The sequence below is a fragment of the Aerosakkonema sp. BLCC-F183 genome (genome assembly GCF_041929145.1).
Classification (GTDB): Bacteria; Cyanobacteriota; Cyanobacteriia; order Cyanobacteriales; family Aerosakkonemataceae; genus Aerosakkonema.
This window is the reverse complement of record NZ_JBHFNU010000075.1, coordinates 142,768-166,918: the sequence shown is the minus strand read 5'-3', so window position 1 is coordinate 166,918 and position 24,151 is coordinate 142,768. Positions and strand designations below refer to the sequence as shown.

The window sequence follows — 24,151 nt, the reverse complement described above, 5'->3', positions numbered from 1 at the left end:
GCTGTATTTGCCATTCAGTTGAAGTTGCCAGAAGTCGATATTTTTGTCTCCCGTATCCGCCAACGATTTGTTAAAAAAAGCTAGAATTTGGTAGGTTGGGTTGAGGCACGAAACCCAACGCTAAATGGGTGGTTGTTGGGTTTGGCTATCGCTCAACCCAACCTACAATTTTCTATTGCCATTTAGTTGAAGTTGCCAGAAGTCGATATTTTTGTCTCCCGTATCCGCCAACGATTTGTTAAAAAAAGCTAGAATTTGGTAGGTTGGGTTGAGGCACGAAACCCAACGCTAAATGGGTGGTTGTTGGGTTTCGCTATCGCTCAACCCAACCTACAATTTTCTTAACCGAGCAGGCAATGCCCACCCAAACGGCTACATTTTGCGTTGAAATTCTTCCAGAATATCCATCAAATTCACCTGACTGGCTGTAGGTATCAAATCTGCAAGAGGAATTTCCCGTTTTCCGCCTATCTTGACAGGAAGATCTGAGAGAATTTGTAGTACCTTACTTTCTTCAAGAGAATTATTCTGAAGCATGGGATAAACCCGTTGCGCCAGGGCGGTGTGTAAATGAGCTTCCCGCAAGTAGAGATGCCACTTGGCAATGTCGATATAAACATTTTCGCCAATTTCTGCGGCTAGTTTTTCGATCGCTTCAGAAGTATTGGTTTTTGCCATAGGACTTACTCCGATAAAAAGCTACCTCGATCCTAATTGAATCAACTCCAGTCCCGGCGTAAATCCCTGCTTAGCAAGATTTTTCAATCTATCCTTGGGGAGATTTTGTCGGCGTTTCCGATGTCAGTTGGGGTTGGGAGTAGTTTGCGATCGCAAAAATATACACAGCATGGGCCACCAAAACCAGCGCCCATCCACCCGTCACCCACTTGGCCCAAGGCCATTCAGCATTTTTCAGGATATCGAAAAACCACATACCGGAATTACTAGCAGCAAAAATTGCTACATGAATAGCGAAATTCATGCGATCGTCTAGTTTACGATAGGCGGGGTCATTGCGATCGGGTTTGCGGGGCCAACGAGGAGGCATAAAGTATTTCTATTGAGTGAAACAGAGTTAGTACTTATCTAGATTGTAGGTTAAGACTGAATAATTCTTTTGATTGAACTGATAAAATGATAAAAACTGCGCGAGCGTGTGTTTTCAATATTTAAGTAAGGTGCTATTATCCGAGAACCGTTTATCTTCTGGTATTCAGGTACAAGCGATTTCAATTCTTGTGATGGATTTCCAAGCTCATCGGGATTTCGGAATTTCTTTTCATTTTGTCGTGAAGAAAGATTGCTTAGATCGTAAGCTTTTTCCACCGCCTCTAGATCGGAAAGATACCAGCTTTCCAGTTCGCGACAGGCAATACGTACAATAGCTTGAGACTTATTTGCTTCTTCGCATTTTTGTTTAAGTTTCGTTTTAATATCTTGGCAGTCGCCAGAATCTCGATCGCGCAAAATAATAAATGTTGCATCCGGATTCTTATATTTTTGGAGTTTTCGTACCATCTGCTTTTCCAGGTCTTGTTTCCCCTCAAACACAATATACCGAACAACTATATCCAGTTCTGTCGATATTATTTTCGGTAAAATACCTTCAATCATTACTTGTGCCGATAGTTCTTCTTATTAGCAACTCTAATTTCGGCTAAACGTTTTTTATATTTTTGGTTTACCTCCAAAGTAAAATCAGCTAATTCCTTCATTTGAAGCTCGGTAATTTTAGCTAGTTCGAGCAGTTCTTTCATTTTAGCTAATTCGACTTCACTCATAGATGGTTATGTCACGCTCAATCCTCCAAACGAGTTTTAAGTTGATTAGCATTCATTTTAACTCAGTGAAGTGAAATCAGCGGCTATAAATCAACCCAAAGATAGATAGCGAAAGCACCTCGTTCCTGAGTAGTGTAAAGCTGTATTGAAAAAAGTGAATAAGCGATCGCACTTGTCAGCACGATCGCCAAAACATCAGCAGTCTTCAACCAAAAAACAGACTACCGCAGTCGAGAGAAATATAGCTCGAACTTATTACTTTGATTGAGTTAGAAGTACTATTGTTCGATCCAGACGGAAACGGAACCGCCATCGCAGGGAAACTCGCCCCAGCCCTCCTCATTAGTATGCACGGGTTCTTTGATATATTCCATTAGATCGACAAAAGTCGAGTTAGGTTTACCGACTTCCATCCACTTGCTGCCTCCAGGCCCATCGCTCATCATCACAGCCATTCCCTTGGGATGTTCCGAGTCGCCCAAGCGCGTCCAGCCGATAATATTGGGATGGTCGAAATAGTCGTACTGAGGCCCATAGCCATAGTGTTTGCGAGCGTAAAGAAACTTATCGATCGCATAACGGTGAGATGGCATATTGATGTGAATCCCTTTGTCGTCATACTCTGCGCCGTAATAGTCAGCATAGAAAACGCAGGGATAACCTTCCTGCCTTAACAAGATGAGAGCATAAGCCAACGGCTTGAACCAAGAGGCTATAGACGATTCCAACGACTGCAAAGGTTGGGAATCGTGGTTTTCCACAAACGTCACCGCCAAAGAAGGCTGTTGCTGCATCAGAGTGTTATTTAAAATATGCCGCATATCGTAGTGTCCCGCCCCTTGGCTAGCAGTATGGAAATTGAAGTGCAGCGGCACATCAAAAAGGGACATTCGCCCACCAGTATTATTGATATACCAGTGCAGCGACTCCAGATCGGATGTCCAGTACTCACCGACAACAAAGAAATTGCGTTGCGCGTACCGACGCATTTCATCCAACCAGTCTACAAAAAACCAGGAAGAGATATGTTTGATCGCATCCAGTCGGAAACCATCTACACCTGTGGTGTCCAGATACCATTTGCCCCAGCGTGCTAGTTCTTCCCGCACCTCTTCACTTTCCATATCCAAGTCACACCCAAGCAGAAAAGCGAAATTGCCCTGTTCCAGACTGACAAAATCGTCAAAACTTTTACCTTCCAGCAGATAAACGGTGTTCAAATCCTCCGGACGCTGGTGATTGTAGTTAACCGCATCAAAATGCCACCAGTGCCATTCCATAGGGGAATACTTGCCTTTGCGACCGGGGAATTTAAAGTGTGTGTAGGCTTCAATTTCCTGAAGTTCGCCGCTTGGGGTACTACGATCGTGTCCGTAGAATGGTGTCGCCTTCACCATTTCCGTGTCATCCGCACCATCTTTGTGGTTGAGAACCACATCGGCATAGACCTCAATTCCCTCAGCTTGTAACGCCTTAATCGCAGCCAAGTACTGTTCGCGGGTGCCGTACTTTGTTCGCACACTCCCTTTCTGGTCAAATTCACCCAAATCGAACAAATCGTACACCCCATAGCCCACATCTTCCGCGCCGCTTTTGCCCTTAAAAGCCGGTGGTAGCCACAGTGCTGTAAACCCCGCTTCAGCCAGTTCTTTAGCTTTTTTCTGTACTTCCTCCCAATAAGTACCATCGTTGGAGTTGTACCAATGGAAATACTGCATCATCACGCCATTAGTTTCTGCCATATTTACGCCTAAAGATAAGGTTTGGATTGCAAATCGCTCAAAATCAGCATAAGTCACCTGCTTTCCCAACTTGGATTCACAAGCAAACTTAAAACTGCCTCAAATTATCAACATTAAAGCAGTTTTTAAAAGAGTTGCCAGTTCTGGCAATTGGCAGGCTTGTGGAATTATCTAACTTTCTTGCCGATAATCTCCCGATTTTCCACCCGTTTTACTCAGCAAACGAATTCCTTCAATCTGCATCGATTTCTCTAAAGCTTTCGCCATATCGTATAGAGTGAGCGCCGCTACCGACACCGCCGTCAGCGCTTCCATTTCCACCCCCGTTTCCGCCTTAGTCTTGACTTCCGCCCGAATTTGATATCCCGGCAATTCCGGATCGGCTGTTATTTGCACTTCCACCTTAGAAAGCGGCAGGGGATGACACAAGGGTATCAATTGGGCAGTCTGTTTCGCCGCCATAATGCCGGCTAACCTCGCCGTTCCCAACACATCCCCTTTGGGGGCATTACCAGCTTGTATCGCTGCCAATGTTTTGGGTGACATCCGCACCTGACCGGCTGCTACTGCCTGCCGCACAGTTACCTCTTTGGCTGAAACGTCCACCATATGGGCTTCGCCGCGATCGTCTAAATGCGTCAGTTTATTTTCAGAAAATTGTTGCATTATCTAATTAGCCTGTGTTACTATAAATTTCTGGCAAGGGCTTGTAGCTTAGTGGATTAGAGCGTGTGGCTACGGACCACAAGGTCGGGGGTTCGAGTCCCTCCAAGCCCGTCCCAAACTAAAAAATAAAAGTAAAAAGGCAAAAGAAGCAACCTTTTGCCTTTTTACTTTTATTTTGGCTGAGACGATCGAACATGAGGATTTTTGTTTGGAAAACATCCTGTCAGTTTCCAGTCCCTAATCCCCAGTCAAGAGTCCCCTTCCTTCCTGAAAGGCATACATATCTTTTTCCTGTCCCAAGGCAAACTTGAGCGAATGACCCAAATCTTTGCTACAGGAAGTGATGAAAACGAGCAAAGCTAAAGTAACCAATCCGCTGCAAACAGCGAAAATGTTCGCGTAGCCGATATACTGGGCAAGAGAACCAAAAGTCGGCGCTGCGATCGCCGCTCCCAAATCGAACCCGCTAATGCAGACCGCAAAAATTCGCCCTCTTTCTAGAGGAGAAGAACGATCGGACAGCAAAGCAACCATCATGGGCAGCAACGTTCCCAAACCTGCACCTTCAATTAAACCAGCGAACAAAAAGCCGATCGCACTTTTCGCCTGCCACAGCATCAACATTGCCACACAATAGCAGAGAATACTAGCTGTGATAAACAGTCCCCGTCCGTAGCGATCAGAAGCGCGACCGATGAAGACCCGGACGCTGAAACTCGATATTGCAGCTGCTGTGTAAAACCACCCAGCATTCAAATCCACCTTTGCCGCCGCCACATACAAAGGTACAAACGTACTCAACGCCCCAAAAGCAAAACCAACCAGCAACAGCACTAAAGATGGAATCACCAAAGCAGGCGCGGTCAAAATTTTCCATATAGGTTTGACCTGCGGTTGTCCGAAAATATCTGACTTGTTTGCTTGTTTCTTACTTTTGAGTTTTCTTGCTTCTTCGATCAGACCGACACCGAAGTAACTGCTAATTCCCAATGCAGCTGCGAAGAGAAACAAGCGATCGTAACCCGCCCCAGCCTGTAGCAATCCCCCTATTGCTGGGCCAAGCGCTACGCCGATCGGAGTTACCAGACTCATATAGCCGATCAACTCACCTCGTTGGCTTATCGGCGACAAATCTACCACCAAAGCACTATAGGCAGTAGTAAAGGCAGCAATAGCAATACCGTGAAAAGCGCGAATTGCGATCAGCAGGGGGATAGACTGTACGAACAAGTAGCCAAAAGGTGCGATCGCAGCCACAAAAGCACCCAGCAACAACACCAGTTTGCGACTGCGGCGATCTGCTAACTGTCCCAGCCAAGGACGAAATAATAACAGCCCGATCGCAAAAGCGCCCATCACAATTCCTACCTGTCGATCCGTACCCCCTACGTGCTGGACGTAGAGAGGTAGCGTCGGCAGCAGAGAACCCATACAAGTCCAAAACAATAAGCCAGAAGCGAACAATATTAGTAAATTACGTCGCTCTGGCGGTTGAAGAGTCCAAAAAACTTTCACTTGTTAATTGCTATTTGCTATTCGCTATTTGTTGGTTGCCATTAGCCTGATTCCCAGCTCTGGGACTGGTAATGCCATTAGCAACAAACAAAACTTCTACTGTTAACTATTTTTAACGATCGGCTCCACAACTTCCCTCACCCGATAGATTGGTCTTCCTTGGGATTCGTGATAAGTTCGCATTAACAGCTCCGCCAGCAACCCAAAACTGAACAGCTGGATACCAGTCAACAACAGCAATACTGTCAAAATCAGTAATGGGCGATTGCCGATCGTCTCTCCCAATCCCAGTTTCAGGAAAGTGAGATAGCCTCCCAGCACTACTCCCAAAAACATAGAAAGCAAACCCAACAACCCAAAAACGTGCATGGGTCGTGTGAGGAACTTCTTCATAAACCAGATGGTTAACAAATCCATCAGCACTCGGAATGTCCGCCCCAAACCGTACTTACTGCGCCCGTAGCGACGGGAGTGATGTCCCACCGGTATTTCTGTAATTCTCGCTCCTTCGATGTAAGCTAAAGCAGGCAGAAAGCGATGTAATTCGCCGTAAAGGTTCAAATCTGCCACCAATTCGGCTCGATAAGCTTTGAGAGAACAGCCGTAATCGTGCAACTGCACACCCGTAACTCGCCCAATTAACCAGTTGGCAATTTTGGAAGGTAGCAAACGAGTGAGAGTGTCATCCTTTCTGTGCTTGCGCCAGCCGCTCACCATATCGTACCCTTCTGCCAACTTGGCCAGCAGTACGGGAATATCAGCCGGATCGTTCTGCAAATCCGCATCTAAAGTGACGATCGCTTTCCCTCGCGCATAATTAAATCCAGCCGCCATCGCCGCCGTTTGACCGTAGTTGCGACGTAGCAGCACAGCTTTGAGATCGGAACGGAGAAGCGCTTGTTGTTTGAGAAATTCTGCCGATCCATCTTTAGAGCCATCATCCACGCAGATGATTTCATAAGACAATTGGCAAGAGGTGAGAGTGGTAGCGATCGCCTCGATCAAATGCGGCAAACTCTCCACTTCGTCGCAAATCGGTACGATCGCAGATATATCCGGAGTGCCTAGCCCAGAAAAACCATTCCTTGTCCCTGCTGTTGCGGAAAATAACGAAGTGTTCATAGTAGTAGCCAGCCTTGTCACCTCACACCGACGAGCTAGTTATATCACGCACTGGGGGAGCCAAAAGTCAAAAGTCAAAAGTCAAAAGTCAAAAGTCAAAATTTCTCCTCTTCCCGACGCCCTAACCCCTAACTCCTAATCCCTAACCCCTAACCCCTAACCCCTAGCTATAGCTTTTTACCACTCGCCCAGGTCGTCGCAACTGCCGATAATAAGACTGACTGATGGCATCTCCCTGTTCCGAAAGCACATCGATGCCAATACCATTACGACCGACTGTTTGACCGGAACTGTGGATGTAGCGCCCCTCACCTAAATAAAGTCCGACGTGGGTAGTTTTTTCTGGAGTCCCGAAAAATATTAAATCTCCCGGTAGAAGATCCTCAATCGGAATTGGCTGAGTAAAAGCTTCCTGCTGATAGGAATCTCTGGGTAACCAAATACCCACCGAAGCAAATGCTGCCTGCATTAACCCAGAACAATCGTAATTTGGCCCCACCGTACCGCCCCACAGGTAATAATTGGGCTGTTTCATGGCATTTTGAGTAAAGGCAATCACTGCGGGCAATCGTGCTTGGATTTCGATCGCTGAAAGATCGATCGCCTGATAAGGGGTTGCCGTTTCCTCAAGATAGCTCCTATCTTGGATTGACAGCCAGCCCGGATAATCATCCTCGCACAGACACACCTCAACAGATGTATCAGATATATCCCCATTCGGCGATACTACTCGTAGATGACGCCCAAGCGCCGCCTGAGTTGCCAAACGGGTGCAGCTAGGAGAATCGTAAATATTGACATTGCGTCGGCATCGGTACTCGATCGACTGGAAATTTTCGTTCACGATCTGTCTGTGGTTTGCGGTTCGCAGTTTATTGTTTGCGGACGAAGACGTTGCCACGAACAATGTACTACGAACAATCTCAAATCTAAAATCTCAAATCTAAAATCGAATGACTTTTTTCCGCAAAGACGAACAACTGCAACAGCTGGGCAATCAAATCCTTTCTGCAACTTGGGCCGAGTTTCCAGACCTAGCCCGCAACCAAATCGCCCTTACTTGGATTGTCTACGATCCGCCCGTGCCTGTAAATACAGGTGGAGCCCTTAGCCCGCAAGCTTTTTGGAACCACGAAGTTCGAGGTTTCAGCTATCGAGGTAGCGATCGCATCTATCCCGCCAGCGTCGTCAAGCTGTTTTACCTGGTGGCAGTATACGAGTGGTTGGAAAAAGGCATGATTCAGACAACCGCCGAGTTGGAACGCGCTATCCGGGATACGATCGTCGATTCTAGCAACGACGCCACCAGTCTGGTCGTGGATGTCTTGACGGGCACCACCAGCGGCCCGGAACTATCCCACGGGCCGTTCCAAACCTGGCAGTTACAGCGTAACATTGTCAATCGCTACTTTCACTCGTTGGGCTGGCCGGAGTTAGAAGCAATCAACGTTAACCAAAAAACCTGGTGTGATGGCCCCTACGGACGCGAGCGCATTTTTGTGGGCGAATTGATGGAAAATCGCAATATGCTGACCACTAACGCTACAGCTCGTCTCCTGCACAGCATTATCGGCGGAGTAGCGGTATCCTCAAAAGCTTCGCAAAGTATGATGGCCTTGATGAAACGCAGTCTTAACCCAGGCGATTTAACAACCGACGACGAAAATCAGGTAACCGGTTTTCTGGGGGAAGGTTTGCCCCAGAATGCCTTACTGTGGTCTAAAGCTGGATGGACTAGCCAAGTACGCCACGACGCTGGCTATATCGAGATACCGGGCAAGCAGCCCTATTTGTTAGTTGTATTTACAGAAGGAAGGGCACACAGTAAAAACAAAGCGATTTTGCCTTTTGTTTCTCGTCAAGTTGCTGCCGCAGTGGACGAAGCCGATGCTGGCGAAATATAAGCGCTTCACTGGTGCGGTCTGCTGTTTGCAGATATTGGGCCCAAAGTCTCTCCAAACAGGAAACTGGAAAAAGAGCCTAAAGCTGCTTTTTTATGGGGTAACCGCACAATCATCCGAACTATAGAGGTCGCTACTGCGGATTTTCTTGTATATTTAGCATTAGGCCGAACAACTCGCGTCTGTATGCCTTTTTTCGGTTGCAGTCGGATAAGATTCGCGCCAATCGAGCCATCCAATATGGCGAAGATTGGCAACTCTTGAGCGCAATACAGTCAATGCTGTGCTGTAAGCAAGAGGTGTATTTTGCACAAGTCGAAGCATCAAAAGCCAAACTTTCCCGAACTGTGTAGCTCATGCTCCCAAGGATTTGAGCCTGCAAGTGCATCATTTTCCTGAGTGCGGCTATAGCTGTCACCGATACTAGGATTAAATTCTGATATAAAATTTCGCTGGGATTAACTATTGTCCCGATCTTTGTCGAGGAGTGAATGTGAATACGAATCCTTTTCAACGTAGTGTTTTCTTTGTGAGTTTGGCAGCGATCGCAGGTGTAAGTAGCGGCTTGCCTGCTATGGCCCAATCCACGGTCGCCGCACCCGCTGCGATCGATCGCGGTTCCAACTTTGCCGTCACTCAGACTCAACTGTCGCAGTCAGAATCCTTAAGCAACTCACCCACGCTTGAGAGCGAATTATATAGCTCTGGGGTATACGACCTGCTTGAGGAATCGGCGATCGGATCGGATGATACGGCAAAAAAGCAGCCAGCTCCAGGTACAGCAGAAACTTCGGCTTCAGCTCTATTCGGTCGGTCGGCATCTCGCCAAACAGCACCAGCAAACGCACCAGCTAAAAAAGGCCAGCAGGTGGCTCAAGCCGAATTAGAACCAGGTCGCGCCACTCGTTCTGGGTCTAGCTATCTCGGTGTCGGCGGTAATTTGGGTTTGACGGGAGACACCGCTTTGGGCGATAGTGGCTTTACGATTTTCAGTAAAATCGGACTGACAAGAGTCTTTTCCGTGCGCCCTTCCGTAGTGATAGGCGATGACACCGACTTCATCATTCCAGTAACTTACGATTTTCCCGTCCAAGCGGAACCTTTTCAAAGAATCAACTTTGCTCCTTACGTTGGTGCTGGTGTCATCATTTCCACTGATGGAGATAGCAATCTTGGCTTTGCTCTGACAGGGGGTGTCGATGTGCCGATCAGCAATCAATTTACGGCTACAGCTGCTGTAACGGCGGGCTTTATCGATACGACTGACTTGGGTATCATGTTGGGCATTGGCTATAACTTCGGTACTGGATTCCGATTCTAGTCATAACTCAAGTTGTTAGTTAGATTCAGTAGGGTGCGTCAGATAGCAGAATTTTGGATCTAATCCCTAGTGTTATCGCTCTGACGCACCCTACTCTATATAACTGGCAATTTGGGTTACTGAGGGCTTACTTTACCGGTAACCTCCAGTTTGCCATCGTCTTTGACCGCCCAAACATCGTAACTGCCCACTACATCGCCGTTTTCATCAATATCCACGTTGCTGCTGGCTCCCTGATAGTTAATATCTTTACCTTGGCGCACTAATTCCAGTGCTTTGCAGACATCGCTGACTTCTTCCCCCGGTGCATTGGCGACTTCTCTGATTTTGCTCTTGATGCCTTCCCCTGTATTGGACTTAGCTGCTTCTGCTGCTAGCACTAACAAAGCCGCAGCATCCCAAGAGTGAGGCACAAAAGCACCTACTTCTGTACCTTTCTTCTCTTTCCATAATTTGGTGAATTCGGCGAGTGACTGACCGTTAGCACCGGGAACTGTGCCTACTGCTCCACCCAGGATAAACTTATCGTTGCTGGTTTTGCCCACCTTTCCGGGAAACTGTGGCGAGTAAACGCCATCGGTGAGCATCACCGTTACTCCTTTACTCACACCTTGCTCGGCAGCAGCTTTAAGTAATAAACTGCCTGTGTCTTCGTACAGAACTGCAACTACGGCATCCGGCTTACCGGCAAAGGCACTGGCTGCTTCGGTATCAAACGTAGTGGCTTTGGGATCGTAGCGGGTTGGCTTGCTTTCGTTGACAACGGTTCCACCCAGTTTTTTGAATGCTTGCACAAATTCTTTTTCAAAACCGACGCCGTAATCATTATTAATAACGACGGTGGAAACTCGCTTGAAGCCTTTTTCGCTGGCTAGTTTCGCCAAAGCTTGCGCTTGATAGGTATCGGGTGGTGCGGTGCGTGCCCAATAACCTTGATATTTGCCTTCTTTTGCAGCTGTAGTAAAGACGGGACTGGTGCTGCCAGGAGAGATGAGCATGACTTTGTTCCGCACTGCAATATCTACGGCAGCAGTGGAAACGCTGCTGGCAAAGGAACCGACTACACCAGCTACTTTGTCGGCTTCTGCTAGCTTGGTCATCCCGGCAGCACCTGCTTCTGGTTTGGTTTGGTCGTCTTCAGAAATGAGGGTAACGGGTTGACCGTTAACGCCGCCGCATTTGTTGACGGTTTCGACTAACAAAGGGACAGCAGCAATCATACCCTGTCCGATCGATGAGAGGTCACCGGTGGCGGGTAGCAGGGTGCCGATTTTTAGTCCTTTGGCGTTGGTAGCTGCGGGTGTGGTGACTGAGGTTTGGCTGACCGCAGCTGTGGTGCTATTGGGAGCGGGGGCTGTCGGGCTCGAACTGGTGTTAGTGCTGCTGGTGTTTTGACAAGCAGCGGTGACAAAACCTGTGCCCAGTGCGACAAAAGCTAGTGCTAGAGCTTTGCTGTACTTGAAACTTCTCTCTTGACGCGATTTACTCATTTCTTCTTCCCATCCTCAACAATCCGCAACAAAAGGGTTGCATCAAATATTACATCTATCTTCTGTTTTGCAACAGAATTGTCACATTTTACCTTGCCAGTATCCCAAATCGGGAAAGTTATGGTATAGTGTTATCTTCGCGAGTTTGCCGATCGCACTTATAGGGAAAAATCAGCTTAAAATCTGCCGCAAACAGAAAAAATGGCTTTGAAACGCATTTTTTCCGATAAGTGCGATCGACAAGCGATCTTATATATCTGTTTTAATTTTGATTTTTGAGTTTTAACTTTTGAGTTTTAACTAGGGAGCTTTTAACTAGGGAGCTTTTAACTACGGAGAGGGAGGGATTCGAACCCTCGGTACGGAGTTACCTGCCGTACAACAGATTAGCAATCTGCCGCTTTCGACCACTCAGCCACCTCTCCAGGGTGACAGAATCTTATATTAGCACAGCATTTAGAGAAAGTATAGTGTTTTGCGATCGAGATCTGAAAAAATCCGCACCCGCAGCACCTGCAATGACCCAAGTGGGGACAAGATCATCCCAAAGACTGAAGGTGGGGGGCGTGAGACATCAGTCCGCTAGAAGATGATCCCGTCCGGCTCAATACCTACCCTTTAAGTCAAAGGGTCTCTTAGATTTGACTAGGCCGACCTTTCGCCCTCCATTTCGTTGAATCCCCACACCAACTAAACCTATGGTTTCCACTATCAAACAGCACATTGCTTTGATCTCTGTTCACGGCGATCCGGCAATTGAAATCGGTAAGGAAGAAGCTGGCGGACAAAACGTTTATGTGCGTCAAGTGGGCGAAGCACTCGCCAGACAGGGGTGGCACGTAGATATGTTTACCCGCTGTTCGAGTTCCGCACAATCTACAATTGTCCAACACAGTCCCAATTGTCGCACGATTCGACTGCAAGCAGGGCCGAAGGAATTTGTACCCCGCGACAATATTTTTGAATATCTACCGGAGTTTGTAGAAGAACTGCTAAAGTTTCAAAAGCAGTCTGGCATCACCTATCGCTTGGTACACACGAATTACTGGCTTTCTGCTTGGGTGGGAATGCAGCTGAAAAAAATTCAAGGTGTCAAGCAAGTACATACTTATCACTCTCTCGGTGCTGTCAAATATAAGTCGGTGACAACTATTCCCATGATTGCGACCACGCGGTTAGCAACTGAAAAGGCAGTCTTGGAAACAGGAGATAGAATTGTCGCGACTAGCCCGCAGGAAAAAGAACATATGCGTAGTCTCGTTTCCGCTAAGGGCAAAATCGATATTATTCCTTGCGGCACCAATATCGAGAGATTTGGTGGTGTTAGCAGAGAAGAAGGACGACAGAAATTGGGAATAAAGCCGAATAGTAAGGTTGTTCTCTACGTGGGAAGGTTCGATCGTCGCAAAGGGATCGAAACTTTAGTTAGGGCTGTCGGTCGTTCTCAGTTGCGCGGTAAGGAAGATTTACAAATAATAATTGGTGGTGGCAGTCGTCCTGGCGAAAGTGATGGCATGGAACGCGATCGCATTGAGGGTATTGTTGAGGAACTGGGATTGAGGGAAATTACGACTTTTCCAGGCAGGCTCGATCGAGATATCTTGCCATTTTACTACGCTGCTGCTGATGTTACTGTCGTTCCCAGTCACTACGAACCGTTTGGATTGGTGACTATTGAAGCGATGGCTTGTCGTACACCGGTGGTAGGCAGCGATGTGGGCGGTCTGCAATTTACTATAGTACCGGAAGAAACTGGCTTGCTGTGTCCGCCGCAAGATGAAGTCGCTTTTGCGATGGCGATCGATCGCATTCTCAGTCATCCAGAATGGGGCCAAAAGCTGGGTCAAGCGGCAAGAAAGCGAGTAGAAAAAATGTTTAGCTGGGATGGGGTAGCATCTCAGTTAGGCGAACTCTACAATAATTTGCTGCAACAAACCGCAGTAGGATTGCAAAAGGTAGGTGCTTAATGTTTTTTTATAGTCATCAGTCATCAGTTAGATGTCATTAGCCAGAAACAATCAAATAACTACTGACTGTTGACTGCTGACTAATTCCTTTTTGGAAAGCCAACAACTAAACCGAGAACATTCTGACGCGATTTCTCCAAAAAGTCGCGAGCAACATTAGCACTGGTTAAATCCAGTACGCCAAGGCGAGAAACTAATAAAACCCCATCAGCCATTTTACCCAAGAAGAGAGCGTCAGTAGACACTTTCAAGGAAGGAGCGTCAACTATAGTTAAATCGTATTTAGCTGAAAATTTGTTGATTAATGATGCTACTCCAGGAGAGTCCATCACTGCGGTTGAATTGCTGGCAAGGCTCCCAGAAGTAAGCACTTCCAAATTAACCATTACTTGTTCGGTGGTAATTATTTGTTCTTGTCCGACAATAACATTGCCCAAACCTCGATCGGAAAGTGCGGAAACTTGATGGGAGCGGGGATTTAGTGCATCTGTATCTACCAGTAAGACTCGACGCCCCATTTGCGCCATAGCCACAGCTAAATTAGCACAAACTGTAGATTTACCCTCTTTAGGTAATGAACTGGTTACTACAATTATTTTGAGGTCTTTATCGGAATTGAGAAAATACAGGTTAGTTTGCAGCATTCGGTAAGCCGTACTGACAGGAGAATCGGGCGCTTCTGTGACAACAATATCGAGAACGGATCGCTTTGAATCGCTGTGCTTTTGTAAAAACGGCTTGCGCTCGACCTTACTAATTTTTTTATACTTTTTATCGAAAGGTATCGTTCCCAGTAAGCTAAACCCAAATACTTCCCTTACCTCTTCCACGGTTCTGATAGATTTGTCAGTTGCTTCTAAAATAAGGGCAGTACTTATAGAAAGCATACTACCCAGGAAAACTCCTATGACTGCGAATAAAGCTTTACGAGAAGCAACAGGTTCTTGCGGAAAAACGGCGGCTTCTATAATGCGAGCGTTACCCATATTCTGATTTTCAGCTATCCGGATTTCCTGAAGTTTTTGCAGCAGAAGTGTATAAGTAGATTGGGCTGCTTGTAATTTACTTTCCAACTCGCGCTGTTGTTGTTCGAGCCTGGGTATAATATTTACCCGTTCCCGATAGACGGCTTGTTCTTTGGATAAGGCATAAACTTGGCTTGCCAAACCTCGGCGTTTCGCTTCTATTTTGACGAATTCTTCAATCAGTCTAGGTTTAACTTCTCCTATTTGTAAATTCGCATTTTGCGATTGTTTCTGACTACCGACAGAATTTTGTATTTGTTCTTGGAGGAGCGCTTTCAAAGAAGATTCTTTGCTTTTTAATTCAACAATCAAAGGGTGTGTTTCCTGAAAGCGAATTCTCTCAATTGCTAACTGCCTTTCTACCTGTTGGTATTCTTTGAAAGCTTCTTGTACTGCGGGGGATTGGCTGAGAGAAGTTGCTGTCAATCCTTGCTGTGCATTCATCCGCAATTGGTTTTGAAATGCTTCCGATGCGGCATTTGCATCTGCGAATTGAGATTTAGCATCCGCAATTTTTTCTTCTAATTTGCCAATAACTTCTACTGCTGATTTTGCTTCTTCTTGGAGAGACACAACTTTGTTCTGTTCTTTGAATCGACGCAGAGAAACTTCGGCTTGACGCACAGAGGCTTCGGCATTCGGCAACTGTTTTTCCAGAAACTCGCGGGCATATACTGCTTCAGCCCGATTCAGAATTTGATTGTTCTCGATATAGATATGTATGAGTGTGTTGACAATTTCTGCGATTTTTTGGGGATTTTTATCTTTGTATGATACTGACAGTATATCTGTTCCTTTGATATTTGCCACTGACAGGTTTTTCAGAAAATCCTTTACTTTTAGGGGGGCTTTTTTTTCATCGATTAGATTAAGTGTACTGATGGTTTTCAGTACAATTGACTCTGAACGAATTACTTCTATCTCTGTGTTCAGAGGGTTACTTTGCTCTCCTACAGGAGCAAACTCTCCGATTTCTTTTCCCAATCCCGTTATGGAAGAAGTAGGATTTGTCTTTTTCAATAAAAGCTTTGCTTCCGCTTCATAAACAGGCTTTTGCCGTGAGGTATACAGGAGTGCTAGGACGACAACCAACCCAAAGACAGCTGCGGCGGGTAACCAACGTCGCTTTAGGATAAACCAGTATTGCTGAAAACCTATAGAAGATTCTGTGGACTCCATAAATAATTCCTGAAGTGGCTTTTAGAAACTGAAGCTCAAAACAAATATCATTAAATTATACTATTGTCAACTAACTCAAGTCTATATTTTTTTGATTAATTTTTTTGAAAAAATAAAATACAGGGTCAAGAATTTATGAAGACTCAGATCTTGCACAATTCTCAATAAAGATTGGAAAACCCGGGCTTATTTACGAAAAATCTTGGTTCTTGCGAATAGAAGGCAAGAACCTCGTTTTTAGTCCGGATTCAAGATCTGAGAAGACAAACTCCCGCACCAAAATGATGAAAACTCGGAAAACAAGAGCTTGCTACCTTGGACAACAGAGTTATGAATTTCTCAAATTTATTTAATTATATTATCAATATATTTTTTTGGTAAAGATTTACTAAAGATACGATCGATCTAAAGAGGGATGCCATATTCTAGATAGTACAGTATGAGTCGGGGGGTGGATAAAAAAGTTATGCTGACGAATCTTAAAGAAAATAGAGGGTATACCCGTGGTCAGTTTTGCGTGGAATGAGTCTCAGCAGTCTAAGGCGCATCTGGCCAAAGTTTCAGGACGAGCGGGAATAGCGATCGCAAAATCTGCCATAAGCGGAAAAGAACTAAAAGACAGACTATACAACCCATACAACTTAGATAGCTCGAAAAAGTGAAAAAGTGGTGAATATCAAAGTGAAAAAGTACAGGACAGGGAAGAGGCAGCTTAACCAATGAAATCTATAATTGCCTTGAGACGTAGCTAATTAAGCGAGGCAGTGAAAATTTTGGCTGGATTTAACATAAATTGACAGAACTGTCTTTAAGGGGAGAGTAGTTTAAATGAATAGACTTTTAAATTTGCTAAAATTCTCAAAAAATCGCAAATTTTTAATAGGCGATATCATTATTTTCGTAATCACGCCCGTATTAGCTTTGGCAATTCGGTTAGACGATAATTTTACGCTTGAGCCATACAAATACGGGTTAATAGTAGCAACGCTAATGTTTTTAGCGATTAAAATAACAGTATTTTATAAGTGGGGATTTTACAAGCATTACTGGCGCTATGCAACTGTTGATGAACTGGAGCATATGGTGATGCTTACAGTAGCGGCTACAGTATTGCAAACGATAGGTTTTAAGATGCTGTTTTATCTGAGCGATCTGGGGGTGGATAGCTTGCCGCGATCGCTCCCCTTGCTGGACGGTATGCTGAGTTTACTGCTAGTGGCTGCTAGCCGTTTCAGCATTCCCACTATAGCCAGACTGAGGCAAGGACGAAAGAAATCTTACAAACGCGATCGCGTCCTGATCGTGGGAGCGGGCAACGCAGGCATATCCCTAGTCCAAAAAATGCAACAGAGCCCCGATCTGGGTGTTTCTCCCGTCGGATTTATTGACGACGATCGCAAAAAATTCAACTTAAATATTTGCAGAATACCTGTACTGGGCGATCGCTATAAAATTCCCGAAGTGGTTCGCTCTATGCACATCAGTAAAATCATTATTGCCATGCCTACAGCTCCTGGCAGAGACATTCGGGAAATCGTAGAAATTTGTCAATCAGCGGGAGTTGGAACGAGTACGCTACCGCCCATCCATGAAATCCTCAATGGCGATCTCAAGATGAACAGCGTTCGGGATGTACAGATCGAGGATCTGCTGCGTCGCGAACCGATCCAAACTGAGGCGGATAAAATCTCTAGATTGCTAAAAGGTAAAACAGTTCTGATTACCGGAGGGGGAGGATCGATCGGCAGCGAACTTTGTCGCCAAATTTTCAAGTGCCGCCCTGCGGAAATGATACTGATAGGACACGGAGAAAATTCCGTATTCAATATCCAACAAGAACTGCAACAGCTTGTGCAAGAATTGAAACACAATGGGGAAAAGCAAGAAGAGATTCCTCGCATTACAGCATCGATCGCAGATATTCGATTTTCCTCCCGACTGAAGTACATTTTTGAGAAATACAGGCCAGAAATAATTTTTCACGCTGCGGCTCACAAGCACGTCCCCATGATGGAATTAAACCCGCCAGAAGCAATCACTAATAACGTGCGGGGTACAAAAAATCTGGTGGATATGGCATTGCAATACAATGTCCAACACTTTGTCATGATCTCCACAGACAAAGCCGTTAATCCCACCAATATTATGGGAGCTAGCAAGCGAATTGCCGAAATGATGGTACTGCGAGCAGCCCAAAAAACTGGTAGACAGTTTGTCGTGACTCGTTTTGGCAATGTCTTGGGCAGTAGGGGTAGCGTTGTGCCAACCTTTAAGCGGCAAATTGCGGAAGGAGGCCCGATTACGATTACCCATCCAGATATCACTCGTTATTTTATGACCATTCCAGAAGCAGTACAGCTTGTGTTGCAGGCAGCAGTTCTGGGTAAGGGTGGTGAAGTATTCATGTTCAATATGGGACAACCAGTCAAAATCTTTGACTTAGCCAAAGATTTGATTCGCCTCTCCGGATATGAAGTAGGCAAAGACATCGATATTGTTTTCACCGGATTGCGTCCGGGGGAAAAATTATACGAAGAACTGTTTATCGAAGGCGAAAAATACGACCCCACCCAACACGAAAAAATTATGACGGTTGCGAATGCTGCTGGCATCGTACCGGAAATTGTTGATTTTAAGGTGGATGCTCTCTGTGCGGCAGCAGATAAAAACGATACCTATTCGATCGTCTTTTTGCTCAAGCAGTTATTACCGGAATACAAGCCGAATCGGCCACCTGACGAGCCAGTGCTGGAAGAAACAAGCTCAAATCTGAGCGTTAACTGGCGGTTACTTTATGAAGCTTGCCGTCAGATGCAGCTTTGGCAGCACGAATCTTCTAATGATGCGGGGATCACAGTAGACGTTAACCTTACTAGCGAACAATTTTTCCAAGCTGACTTCGCCGATCAGTTACGCCAAATCATCCAGGAAACCAATATCAATCCGGCTTGTTTGAGACTGGTAATTCCCGAAGATGCACTCGCTCAAAATCCCAGTTTCGCTACCATTGCTTATGCCCAAATAAAAAGGTTGGGCGTGCAATTAAAACTAGATAACTGGGATAAATTAATTCCTTCTTTAGTTTCAAGTTTAATCGCTTTGTCGCCATCAACAAAAATAAATTACGATAAAAAAGATGAGATAAAGGAGGATAAATATGCCGAAATAGAAGAAGGTGAAAATCAAATAAGACCGATTGTGTAAAAATCGAATTTATGAAAGCAGACAAGTTAGGATGTTGGCCTAGTATCTCAATACTGGTGGGGAATAAGTATGATAAAAAATGTAAATTAATAGCGCATTTGATCGTACTGATGTTGCTTTCAATAAGCCAAGCTACTGTTGCTAACTATGCGGGGTAGTAATGAGTAATCGAGATTGCAAAGAAATGCAAAACAGCAAGCCACTATCATTACGACGCAATTTTTCTTGGACTTTCGTGGGTAATGCCGTCTATGCGGCTTCCCAATGGGGAATGCTGGTGGTGCTGGCGAAACTCGGCAGTCCAGAAATGGTCGGTCAATTTACCTTGGGTCTGGCAGTGTCAGCACCAGTAGTAATGTTTACTAACCTGCAATTGCGGCAAATCCAAGCCACAGATGCCAAACAACAGTATCTGTTTGGGGACTATCTGGGGCTGAGACTGATCTGCACGGGACTAGCATTGGTAGCGATCGCCATAATTACGATTGCCGCCGGATATCGCTGGGAAACATCGCTGGCGATCCTAGTTATCGGTTTAGCAAAGGGATTCGAGTCGATCAGCGATGTATTTTACGGATTGATCCAAAATCACGAACGTATGGATCGGATTGCGATGTCGTTGATGATTAAAGGGCCGCTGTCTCTATTAACATTAGGGGTGGGAGTATATTTAACTGGGAATGTCTTGGGAGGAGCAATAGGGCTAGCATTTACCTGGGCTTTTATTTTGCTCTGCTTTGACATTCCCAATGGTGCATTTATATTAAAAACTTATCCCGAAGTAAAGGCAGAAAGTGGGGAAGTTGAAAAAAGCCCAAGCCAAAATTCCCTGTTACGACCGAACTTTCACTACAAAACTATTCGTAAATTGGTCTGGTTGGCTTTGCCTTTGGGTTTTGTGATGATGCTGATTTCCCTAAATACAAATATCCCTCGATACTTTATCGAGCGTTATTGGGGAGAGCGGGAACTTGGCATTTTTTCTGCTTTATCTTATTTAATGGTGGCAGGAAATATGGTGGTAAGTGCGCTAGCACAATCAGCTAGTCCGCGCTTGGCGAAATATTATGCTGCTGGAAAAAGTAAAGATTTTCACAGTCTTCTACTCAAGTTACTATTAATTGGTGTGCTGCTGGGTAGTGCGGCTGTTGTGGTAGCTGCGATCGCAGGTAAGCCAATCCTCACCCTCCTTTATCGTCCCGAATACGCACAGCAGGTGGATTTGTTCATCTGGCTGATGGTAGCAGCTGGACTCGGATATGTCGCCTCGTTCCTGGGATACGGTATGATGGCGGCGCGATACTTCCGCATTCAAATGCCTTTATTTGCGGTGGTGACAGGTATCTCAGCCCTAACTTGCTTTTGGTTAGTTCCCACTAGAGGACTGCAAGGGGCAGCATTAGCGTTGATTATCGGCGCAATCGTACAAACAGTGTTTAGCTTAGGAGTGATTTTCCATGCCGTCCAAAAACTCGACAAATATGGAAAAACAGAAGAACCAAACTCCATTAGCTAAACAGTCTACCATCCGCATCCTGCAAGTTGTAGGTGGGATGAACCGAGGTGGAATCGAAACTTGGTTGATGCACGTTTTGCGAAATATCGATCGCGATCGCTTTCAAATGGACTTTCTAGTTCATACAACAGAACCCTGTGCTTATGATGAAGAAGTTCGCGATCTTGGCAGTCGGATTATATCTTGTCCTCGCGCATCTCAACCGTTGCGTTACGGCTCTAATTTTAAACGGATTCTCCGGGAAAATGGATCTTATGATATAGTCCACAGCCACGTTCAGCACTTTAACGGTTACGTTCTTTGGTTAGCAAAGCAGGCTGGTGTACCCATCCGCATTGCCCACAGCCATAACGATACCTCTGCCGTAGAAGCTAAGGCTAGCCCAACGCGAAAGTTGTATCTCAATTTAACAAAATGGTTAATTTCTCGCTATGCCACGATCGGTTTAGCAGCTAGTTGTCCATCTGCCCAATCTTTGTTCGGTTCTCATTGGAAAAATGAGCCGCGCTGGCGAGTGCTTTACTGTGGTGTCGATTTGACTCCTTTTCGCCAATCTGTCGATCGACAAGCAATACGCAATAAATTAGGCATTCCTGCCGATGCTTTTGCGATCGGTCATGTTGGTAGATTTGAAGAACAAAAAAACCATCATTTCATCTTAGATATTGCTAGTTTTATAGCTCAGAAAGATGCTGATATTCGCTTTTTATTGGTAGGTGATGGCCCTTTGCGGGTGCAGATGCAGGAAAAAGTCGATCGGATGAATTTGCGCGATCGAGTTATTTTGGCAGGCGTGCGATCGGATGTTCCTCAATTGATGTTAGGCGCAATGGATCTGTTCCTCTTGCCTTCCCTGCACGAGGGATTACCTCTCGTCTTGATGGAAGCACAAGCTGCTGGTTTACCCTGTATCTTGTCTGATGTAATTACTCAGGAAGTAGAGGTAGTTCAGCCATTGATGCAATGGCTTTCCCTATCCCAGTCTGCATCTGTATGGTCTGAAGCGATCCTAACTATTAAAAACGCCAAACCGAAAATTAACCAAACAGAAGCTTATCAATTGGTTGAGCAAAGTTCGTTCAATATTCACAATAGCCTTAAACAATTAGAGGCACTCTACCAGGAGCAATATTTTAATGAACTTAAGAACAAAAACTAAATCTGTTAAACCTAACCCTATTGCTATATCGTCATCGCAGTTAAAAGGAACAAAATGGTTATTTATTGCTTTGTGCTGTTATTTGTTATCTCAATGTTTCACTGTCCCGATCTTACCGATCGGGCCTTGGGCACTTTGGCCTTGTTTTTCTGATTTAGCATTCTTCTCGATCATCTTCACCTTTATCTGCTGCCGTCGATATACTACTCCCCTATCCCTACCCAATCAAAAAATATTTTCGATTTTTATAGTTATTTTATTGGGAAGCATTTTATCGTATATTTCCTACTTGGCTACTGCCGATGAAAACGCTCTCGGCCTTCCTTTCGGTGCTTTTCAAATTTATCGTTTAGCGCAATATTTTAGCTTATTTTGGTTAATTGGTCGTATTCCATTAACACCAGAACGACTTCAGAGAATGAGGCAAATTGTTGATGGGGTACTAATTTTTGTTTGCTTGGGAGTTTTCTTAACATACGCTGGTATAGTACCTCTGGGATTAGTTACTGCCCATTTACCGAAAGTGGGAGCTTGGCAATACTATGCCAGTGTTGGTGAAATCGGAACTAAGGGTTTAGGTTTTGTCGGTTACAACCATGCTTATGTGGCAGCCCAAGTAATGATGCTTTTAATTTTAAGGTTGCACTTAGGCAGCAGTCAAACAAAGGATATATCTAATACTATTTTGCTTATTCTTTCCGCGCTTACTGTATTTATCAGCGAATCTCGTTCCGGTTTTGGAGCTATCCTGTTTTTGTTGTCAGTTTATTTGGTAAGTAAACCATTTTATGTCTTAGTTATCTTTAATATTGCATGGATTTTACCTGTACTGGCATCTTCGCTCGGACTCAAAGGTATTGAGCTAAATTCCTATGAAGGTTCGATTATCGATCGCCAATTAACCGTGTTCCAAGCTAATAAGGCTGAAAACTTAAGCGGACGGGATGAAAGATGGGCTGCTCATCTAGCTGCATTAGATGAAAATCAAGTTAATTGGATTGTCGGAAATGGATTTGGTTCTGCGATCGATCGCGGTGATAATGCCCATATGCTTTATCTACAAATAACTTCCGAAACTGGTTTGATCGGTTTATGTATATTTGCCGTATTATTTAGCATGATTACATTCTATTTGTATAAAATAGAAATAAAAGAAAAACCATTTTTTTGGGGAACTGTTACCTTTCTACTTACTGCTCTTAGTCAAGAGACTTTTTATCCAGAACCTGCTCTAGGCCAGTTTCTCGGGCTTTATCTCAGTTCGGTAGCAATTACCCTGCGAACTCCTTATTTCCTAGAAGAATCTTTAAATAATTCAAAAGGCTTAAGTGAAAAAATATGAAAGAGCAAAAAAAATGCTATAATAATTATAAATGGGTAGCAATATTCGGGTTAATGTTAGTAATAATTGTGGCCATCACACCGAATAATAAATCATCCTGCGCTTCTCAAGCAGCAATTATAAATCAACCATTAGGTCATAGGGTTAATATTGTTAACGGTATCACTATAGTCAATGGTAAACCATTTTTTCCTTTCGGATTTTATCATGTTTCCTGGAAATCAAAACCAGAAGATTTAATAAAAGATATGCAGGATATTGCAGCAGTTGGATTCAACACAATTCACGCTTCCGCCACTGAAGTTAATAGTTACGCTCAGTTTTTGAACGAAGCCGATCGCCTGGGCATTTATGTTTTCAGCGAACAAGGGATTGGGTTAGTTAACATGGTTAATTCCTTCAAAGAAAAACCTGCTGTTTTGGGTTGGAATATTGCGGATGATGTTGATAATGGTAAACTCGTTCCCCAGGAAGTGCTAAAATTTCATCAACAAGCGAAATTAGCCGATCCGTATCATATCACTTATATAAGTGGTTATTCAAATAAAATTAAAAATTTTGGAAATTGTGCTGACGTACTTGCCATGCAGTCTTATCCTATTGGTAACGGAGATGATGAAATATCATTAACCTACGATCGGGTTTCCCTTGTCCGCGATGCAGTTGCTCCATATCAGAAAGCTGTTTATGCTAACGTACAAGCTTTTGCTTGGCAAAACAAAAAACAAGGCGAATCCCATCCCATTCGCATACCAACCTTTGATGAAGTGAGAAATATGACCTACCAAGCACTGTTAGCAGGTGCAAAAGGAATTATATACTATACTTATCACGATAACGATTGGCATTTACCATCGCACCCTGATTTGTGGGCAGGAATGAAAACTTTAGTGCCAGAAATAAAAGCAATTAATTCCCTAATATTAAATGGGATATTCAAAATAATTGATGTGGGCGTAGATAAGGTAATAGCTGGAATATGGACTTATCAAAACAAAGCCTTAGTTGTAATACTTAACCGTTCTTACGCTCGCCAAGAAGTATCGATCGCCATACCATCAAAAATTACGAACCTAAAACCTATGTTTGAAAATCATCCTGACAAGCTAGCATTAAACGGCACTCGACTATCTGGATTTCTCAAACCTTTAGATGTGGTAGTTTATCAAGCAACTAACAAAATTTAGATTCGATCGCTCTTTCATTCCCTATGATTCCCTA

The 24,151-nt window shown here is 44.6% G+C and carries 19 protein-coding genes and 2 tRNA genes; 9 read left to right on the top strand and 12 right to left on the bottom strand.

Translation table 11 applies throughout. The features are described from left to right. Positions 1 to 372: 372 nt before the first annotated feature. From ACE1CD_RS23100 to moaC, 6 genes are all read right to left on the bottom strand, one after another. Positions 373 to 678: a DUF3181 family protein gene (locus tag ACE1CD_RS23100; protein ID WP_374826365.1), complete on the bottom strand. Its 306-nt coding sequence runs from the start codon at positions 676 to 678 to the stop codon at positions 373 to 375. Positions 679 to 766: 88 nt separating this feature from the next. Next, the gene (locus ACE1CD_RS23095) at positions 767 to 1,048 is read right to left on the bottom strand and encodes a 2TM domain-containing protein (protein WP_374793162.1); all 282 of its coding nucleotides are present in this window, start codon (positions 1,046 to 1,048) and stop codon (positions 767 to 769) included. A 50-nt stretch (positions 1,049 to 1,098) separates the two neighbouring features. Beyond that, positions 1,099 to 1,614, bottom strand: a complete 516-nt coding sequence (locus ACE1CD_RS23090) for a DUF4276 family protein (RefSeq protein ID WP_374826364.1) — start codon at positions 1,612 to 1,614, stop codon at positions 1,099 to 1,101. Beyond that, on the bottom strand, positions 1,614 to 1,781 hold the full coding sequence (locus tag ACE1CD_RS23085) for a hypothetical protein (protein WP_374826363.1): 168 nt from the start codon (positions 1,779 to 1,781) through the stop codon (positions 1,614 to 1,616). Before ACE1CD_RS23085 ends, ACE1CD_RS23090 begins: the two co-directional genes overlap by 1 nt. 278 nt (positions 1,782 to 2,059) lie before the next feature. Further along, a complete protein-coding gene (locus ACE1CD_RS23080; protein ID WP_374826362.1) occupies positions 2,060 to 3,580 on the bottom strand; it encodes an alpha-amylase in 1,521 nt (506 codons plus the stop codon). 114 nt (positions 3,581 to 3,694) lie between these two features. Beyond that, a complete protein-coding gene (gene moaC, locus ACE1CD_RS23075) occupies positions 3,695 to 4,189 on the bottom strand; it encodes a cyclic pyranopterin monophosphate synthase MoaC (RefSeq protein ID WP_374826361.1) in 495 nt (164 codons plus the stop codon). Between the two features lie 37 nt (positions 4,190 to 4,226). Here moaC and ACE1CD_RS23070 point away from each other — a divergent pair. Next, positions 4,227 to 4,300, top strand: a tRNA-Arg gene (locus tag ACE1CD_RS23070). Between the two features lie 126 nt (positions 4,301 to 4,426). Here the strand turns inward: ACE1CD_RS23070 and ACE1CD_RS23065 are convergent. The 3 genes from ACE1CD_RS23065 to ACE1CD_RS23055 all read right to left on the bottom strand — a co-directional run bounded on the left by ACE1CD_RS23065 (position 4,427) and on the right by ACE1CD_RS23055 (position 7,670). Continuing rightward, the gene (locus ACE1CD_RS23065; RefSeq protein ID WP_374826360.1) at positions 4,427 to 5,704 is read right to left on the bottom strand and encodes an MFS transporter; all 1,278 of its coding nucleotides are present in this window, start codon (positions 5,702 to 5,704) and stop codon (positions 4,427 to 4,429) included. 102 nt (positions 5,705 to 5,806) lie between these two features. Further along, on the bottom strand, positions 5,807 to 6,826 hold the full coding sequence (locus ACE1CD_RS23060) for a glycosyltransferase family 2 protein (RefSeq protein ID WP_374793183.1): 1,020 nt from the start codon (positions 6,824 to 6,826) through the stop codon (positions 5,807 to 5,809). 163 nt (positions 6,827 to 6,989) lie between these two features. Continuing rightward, positions 6,990 to 7,670, bottom strand: coding sequence for an NlpC/P60 family protein (locus tag ACE1CD_RS23055; protein ID WP_374793185.1), 681 nt, complete (start codon positions 7,668 to 7,670; stop codon positions 6,990 to 6,992). A gap of 109 nt (positions 7,671 to 7,779) precedes the next feature. Between ACE1CD_RS23055 and ACE1CD_RS23050 the strand changes: the two genes are divergently transcribed. Continuing rightward, positions 7,780 to 8,730: a serine hydrolase gene (locus tag ACE1CD_RS23050; RefSeq protein WP_374826359.1), complete on the top strand. Its 951-nt coding sequence runs from the start codon at positions 7,780 to 7,782 to the stop codon at positions 8,728 to 8,730. A 490-nt stretch (positions 8,731 to 9,220) separates the two neighbouring features. Next, positions 9,221 to 10,048: a hypothetical protein gene (locus tag ACE1CD_RS23045; RefSeq protein ID WP_374826358.1), complete on the top strand. Its 828-nt coding sequence runs from the start codon at positions 9,221 to 9,223 to the stop codon at positions 10,046 to 10,048. A gap of 116 nt (positions 10,049 to 10,164) precedes the next feature. Here the strand turns inward: ACE1CD_RS23045 and ACE1CD_RS23040 are convergent, their stop codons facing one another. Together ACE1CD_RS23040 and ACE1CD_RS23035 are read right to left on the bottom strand one after the other, a co-directional pair. Then, positions 10,165 to 11,538, bottom strand: a complete 1,374-nt coding sequence (locus ACE1CD_RS23040) for an ABC transporter substrate-binding protein (protein WP_374793191.1) — start codon at positions 11,536 to 11,538, stop codon at positions 10,165 to 10,167. 333 nt (positions 11,539 to 11,871) lie between these two features. Next, positions 11,872 to 11,963: transfer RNA gene (locus ACE1CD_RS23035), tRNA-Ser, on the bottom strand. Positions 11,964 to 12,236: 273 nt separating this feature from the next. Here ACE1CD_RS23035 and ACE1CD_RS23030 point away from each other — a divergent pair. Next, positions 12,237 to 13,505 carry a glycosyltransferase family 4 protein gene (locus ACE1CD_RS23030; RefSeq protein WP_374826357.1) on the top strand — a complete coding sequence of 423 codons (1,269 nt, stop codon included), beginning with the start codon at positions 12,237 to 12,239 and terminating at the stop codon, positions 13,503 to 13,505. An 80-nt stretch (positions 13,506 to 13,585) separates the two neighbouring features. On the opposite strand, the gene ACE1CD_RS23025 is transcribed toward ACE1CD_RS23030, so the two are convergent. Beyond that, entirely contained in the window at positions 13,586 to 15,709 is a 2,124-nt protein-coding gene (locus tag ACE1CD_RS23025; RefSeq protein ID WP_374826356.1) for a GumC family protein, read from the bottom strand. A gap of 828 nt (positions 15,710 to 16,537) precedes the next feature. Here ACE1CD_RS23025 and ACE1CD_RS23020 point away from each other — a divergent pair. The 5 genes from ACE1CD_RS23020 to ACE1CD_RS23000 all read left to right on the top strand — a co-directional run bounded on the left by ACE1CD_RS23020 (position 16,538) and on the right by ACE1CD_RS23000 (position 24,117). Further along, complete coding sequence (locus tag ACE1CD_RS23020; RefSeq protein WP_374826355.1) at positions 16,538 to 18,913, top strand: polysaccharide biosynthesis protein; 2,376 nt, start codon at positions 16,538 to 16,540, stop codon at positions 18,911 to 18,913. 160 nt (positions 18,914 to 19,073) lie between these two features. Further along, a complete protein-coding gene (locus ACE1CD_RS23015) occupies positions 19,074 to 20,429 on the top strand; it encodes a lipopolysaccharide biosynthesis protein (RefSeq protein ID WP_374826354.1) in 1,356 nt (451 codons plus the stop codon). Further along, complete coding sequence (locus ACE1CD_RS23010) at positions 20,395 to 21,588, top strand: glycosyltransferase family 1 protein (protein ID WP_374826353.1); 1,194 nt, start codon at positions 20,395 to 20,397, stop codon at positions 21,586 to 21,588. The genes ACE1CD_RS23015 and ACE1CD_RS23010 overlap by 35 nt, the downstream gene beginning before the upstream one ends. Further along, on the top strand, positions 21,566 to 22,930 hold the full coding sequence (locus ACE1CD_RS23005) for an O-antigen ligase family protein (protein ID WP_374826352.1): 1,365 nt from the start codon (positions 21,566 to 21,568) through the stop codon (positions 22,928 to 22,930). Before ACE1CD_RS23010 ends, ACE1CD_RS23005 begins: the two co-directional genes overlap by 23 nt. Continuing rightward, on the top strand, positions 22,927 to 24,117 hold the full coding sequence (locus ACE1CD_RS23000; RefSeq protein ID WP_374826351.1) for a hypothetical protein: 1,191 nt from the start codon (positions 22,927 to 22,929) through the stop codon (positions 24,115 to 24,117). Before ACE1CD_RS23005 ends, ACE1CD_RS23000 begins: the two co-directional genes overlap by 4 nt. Positions 24,118 to 24,151 lie beyond the last annotated feature (34 nt).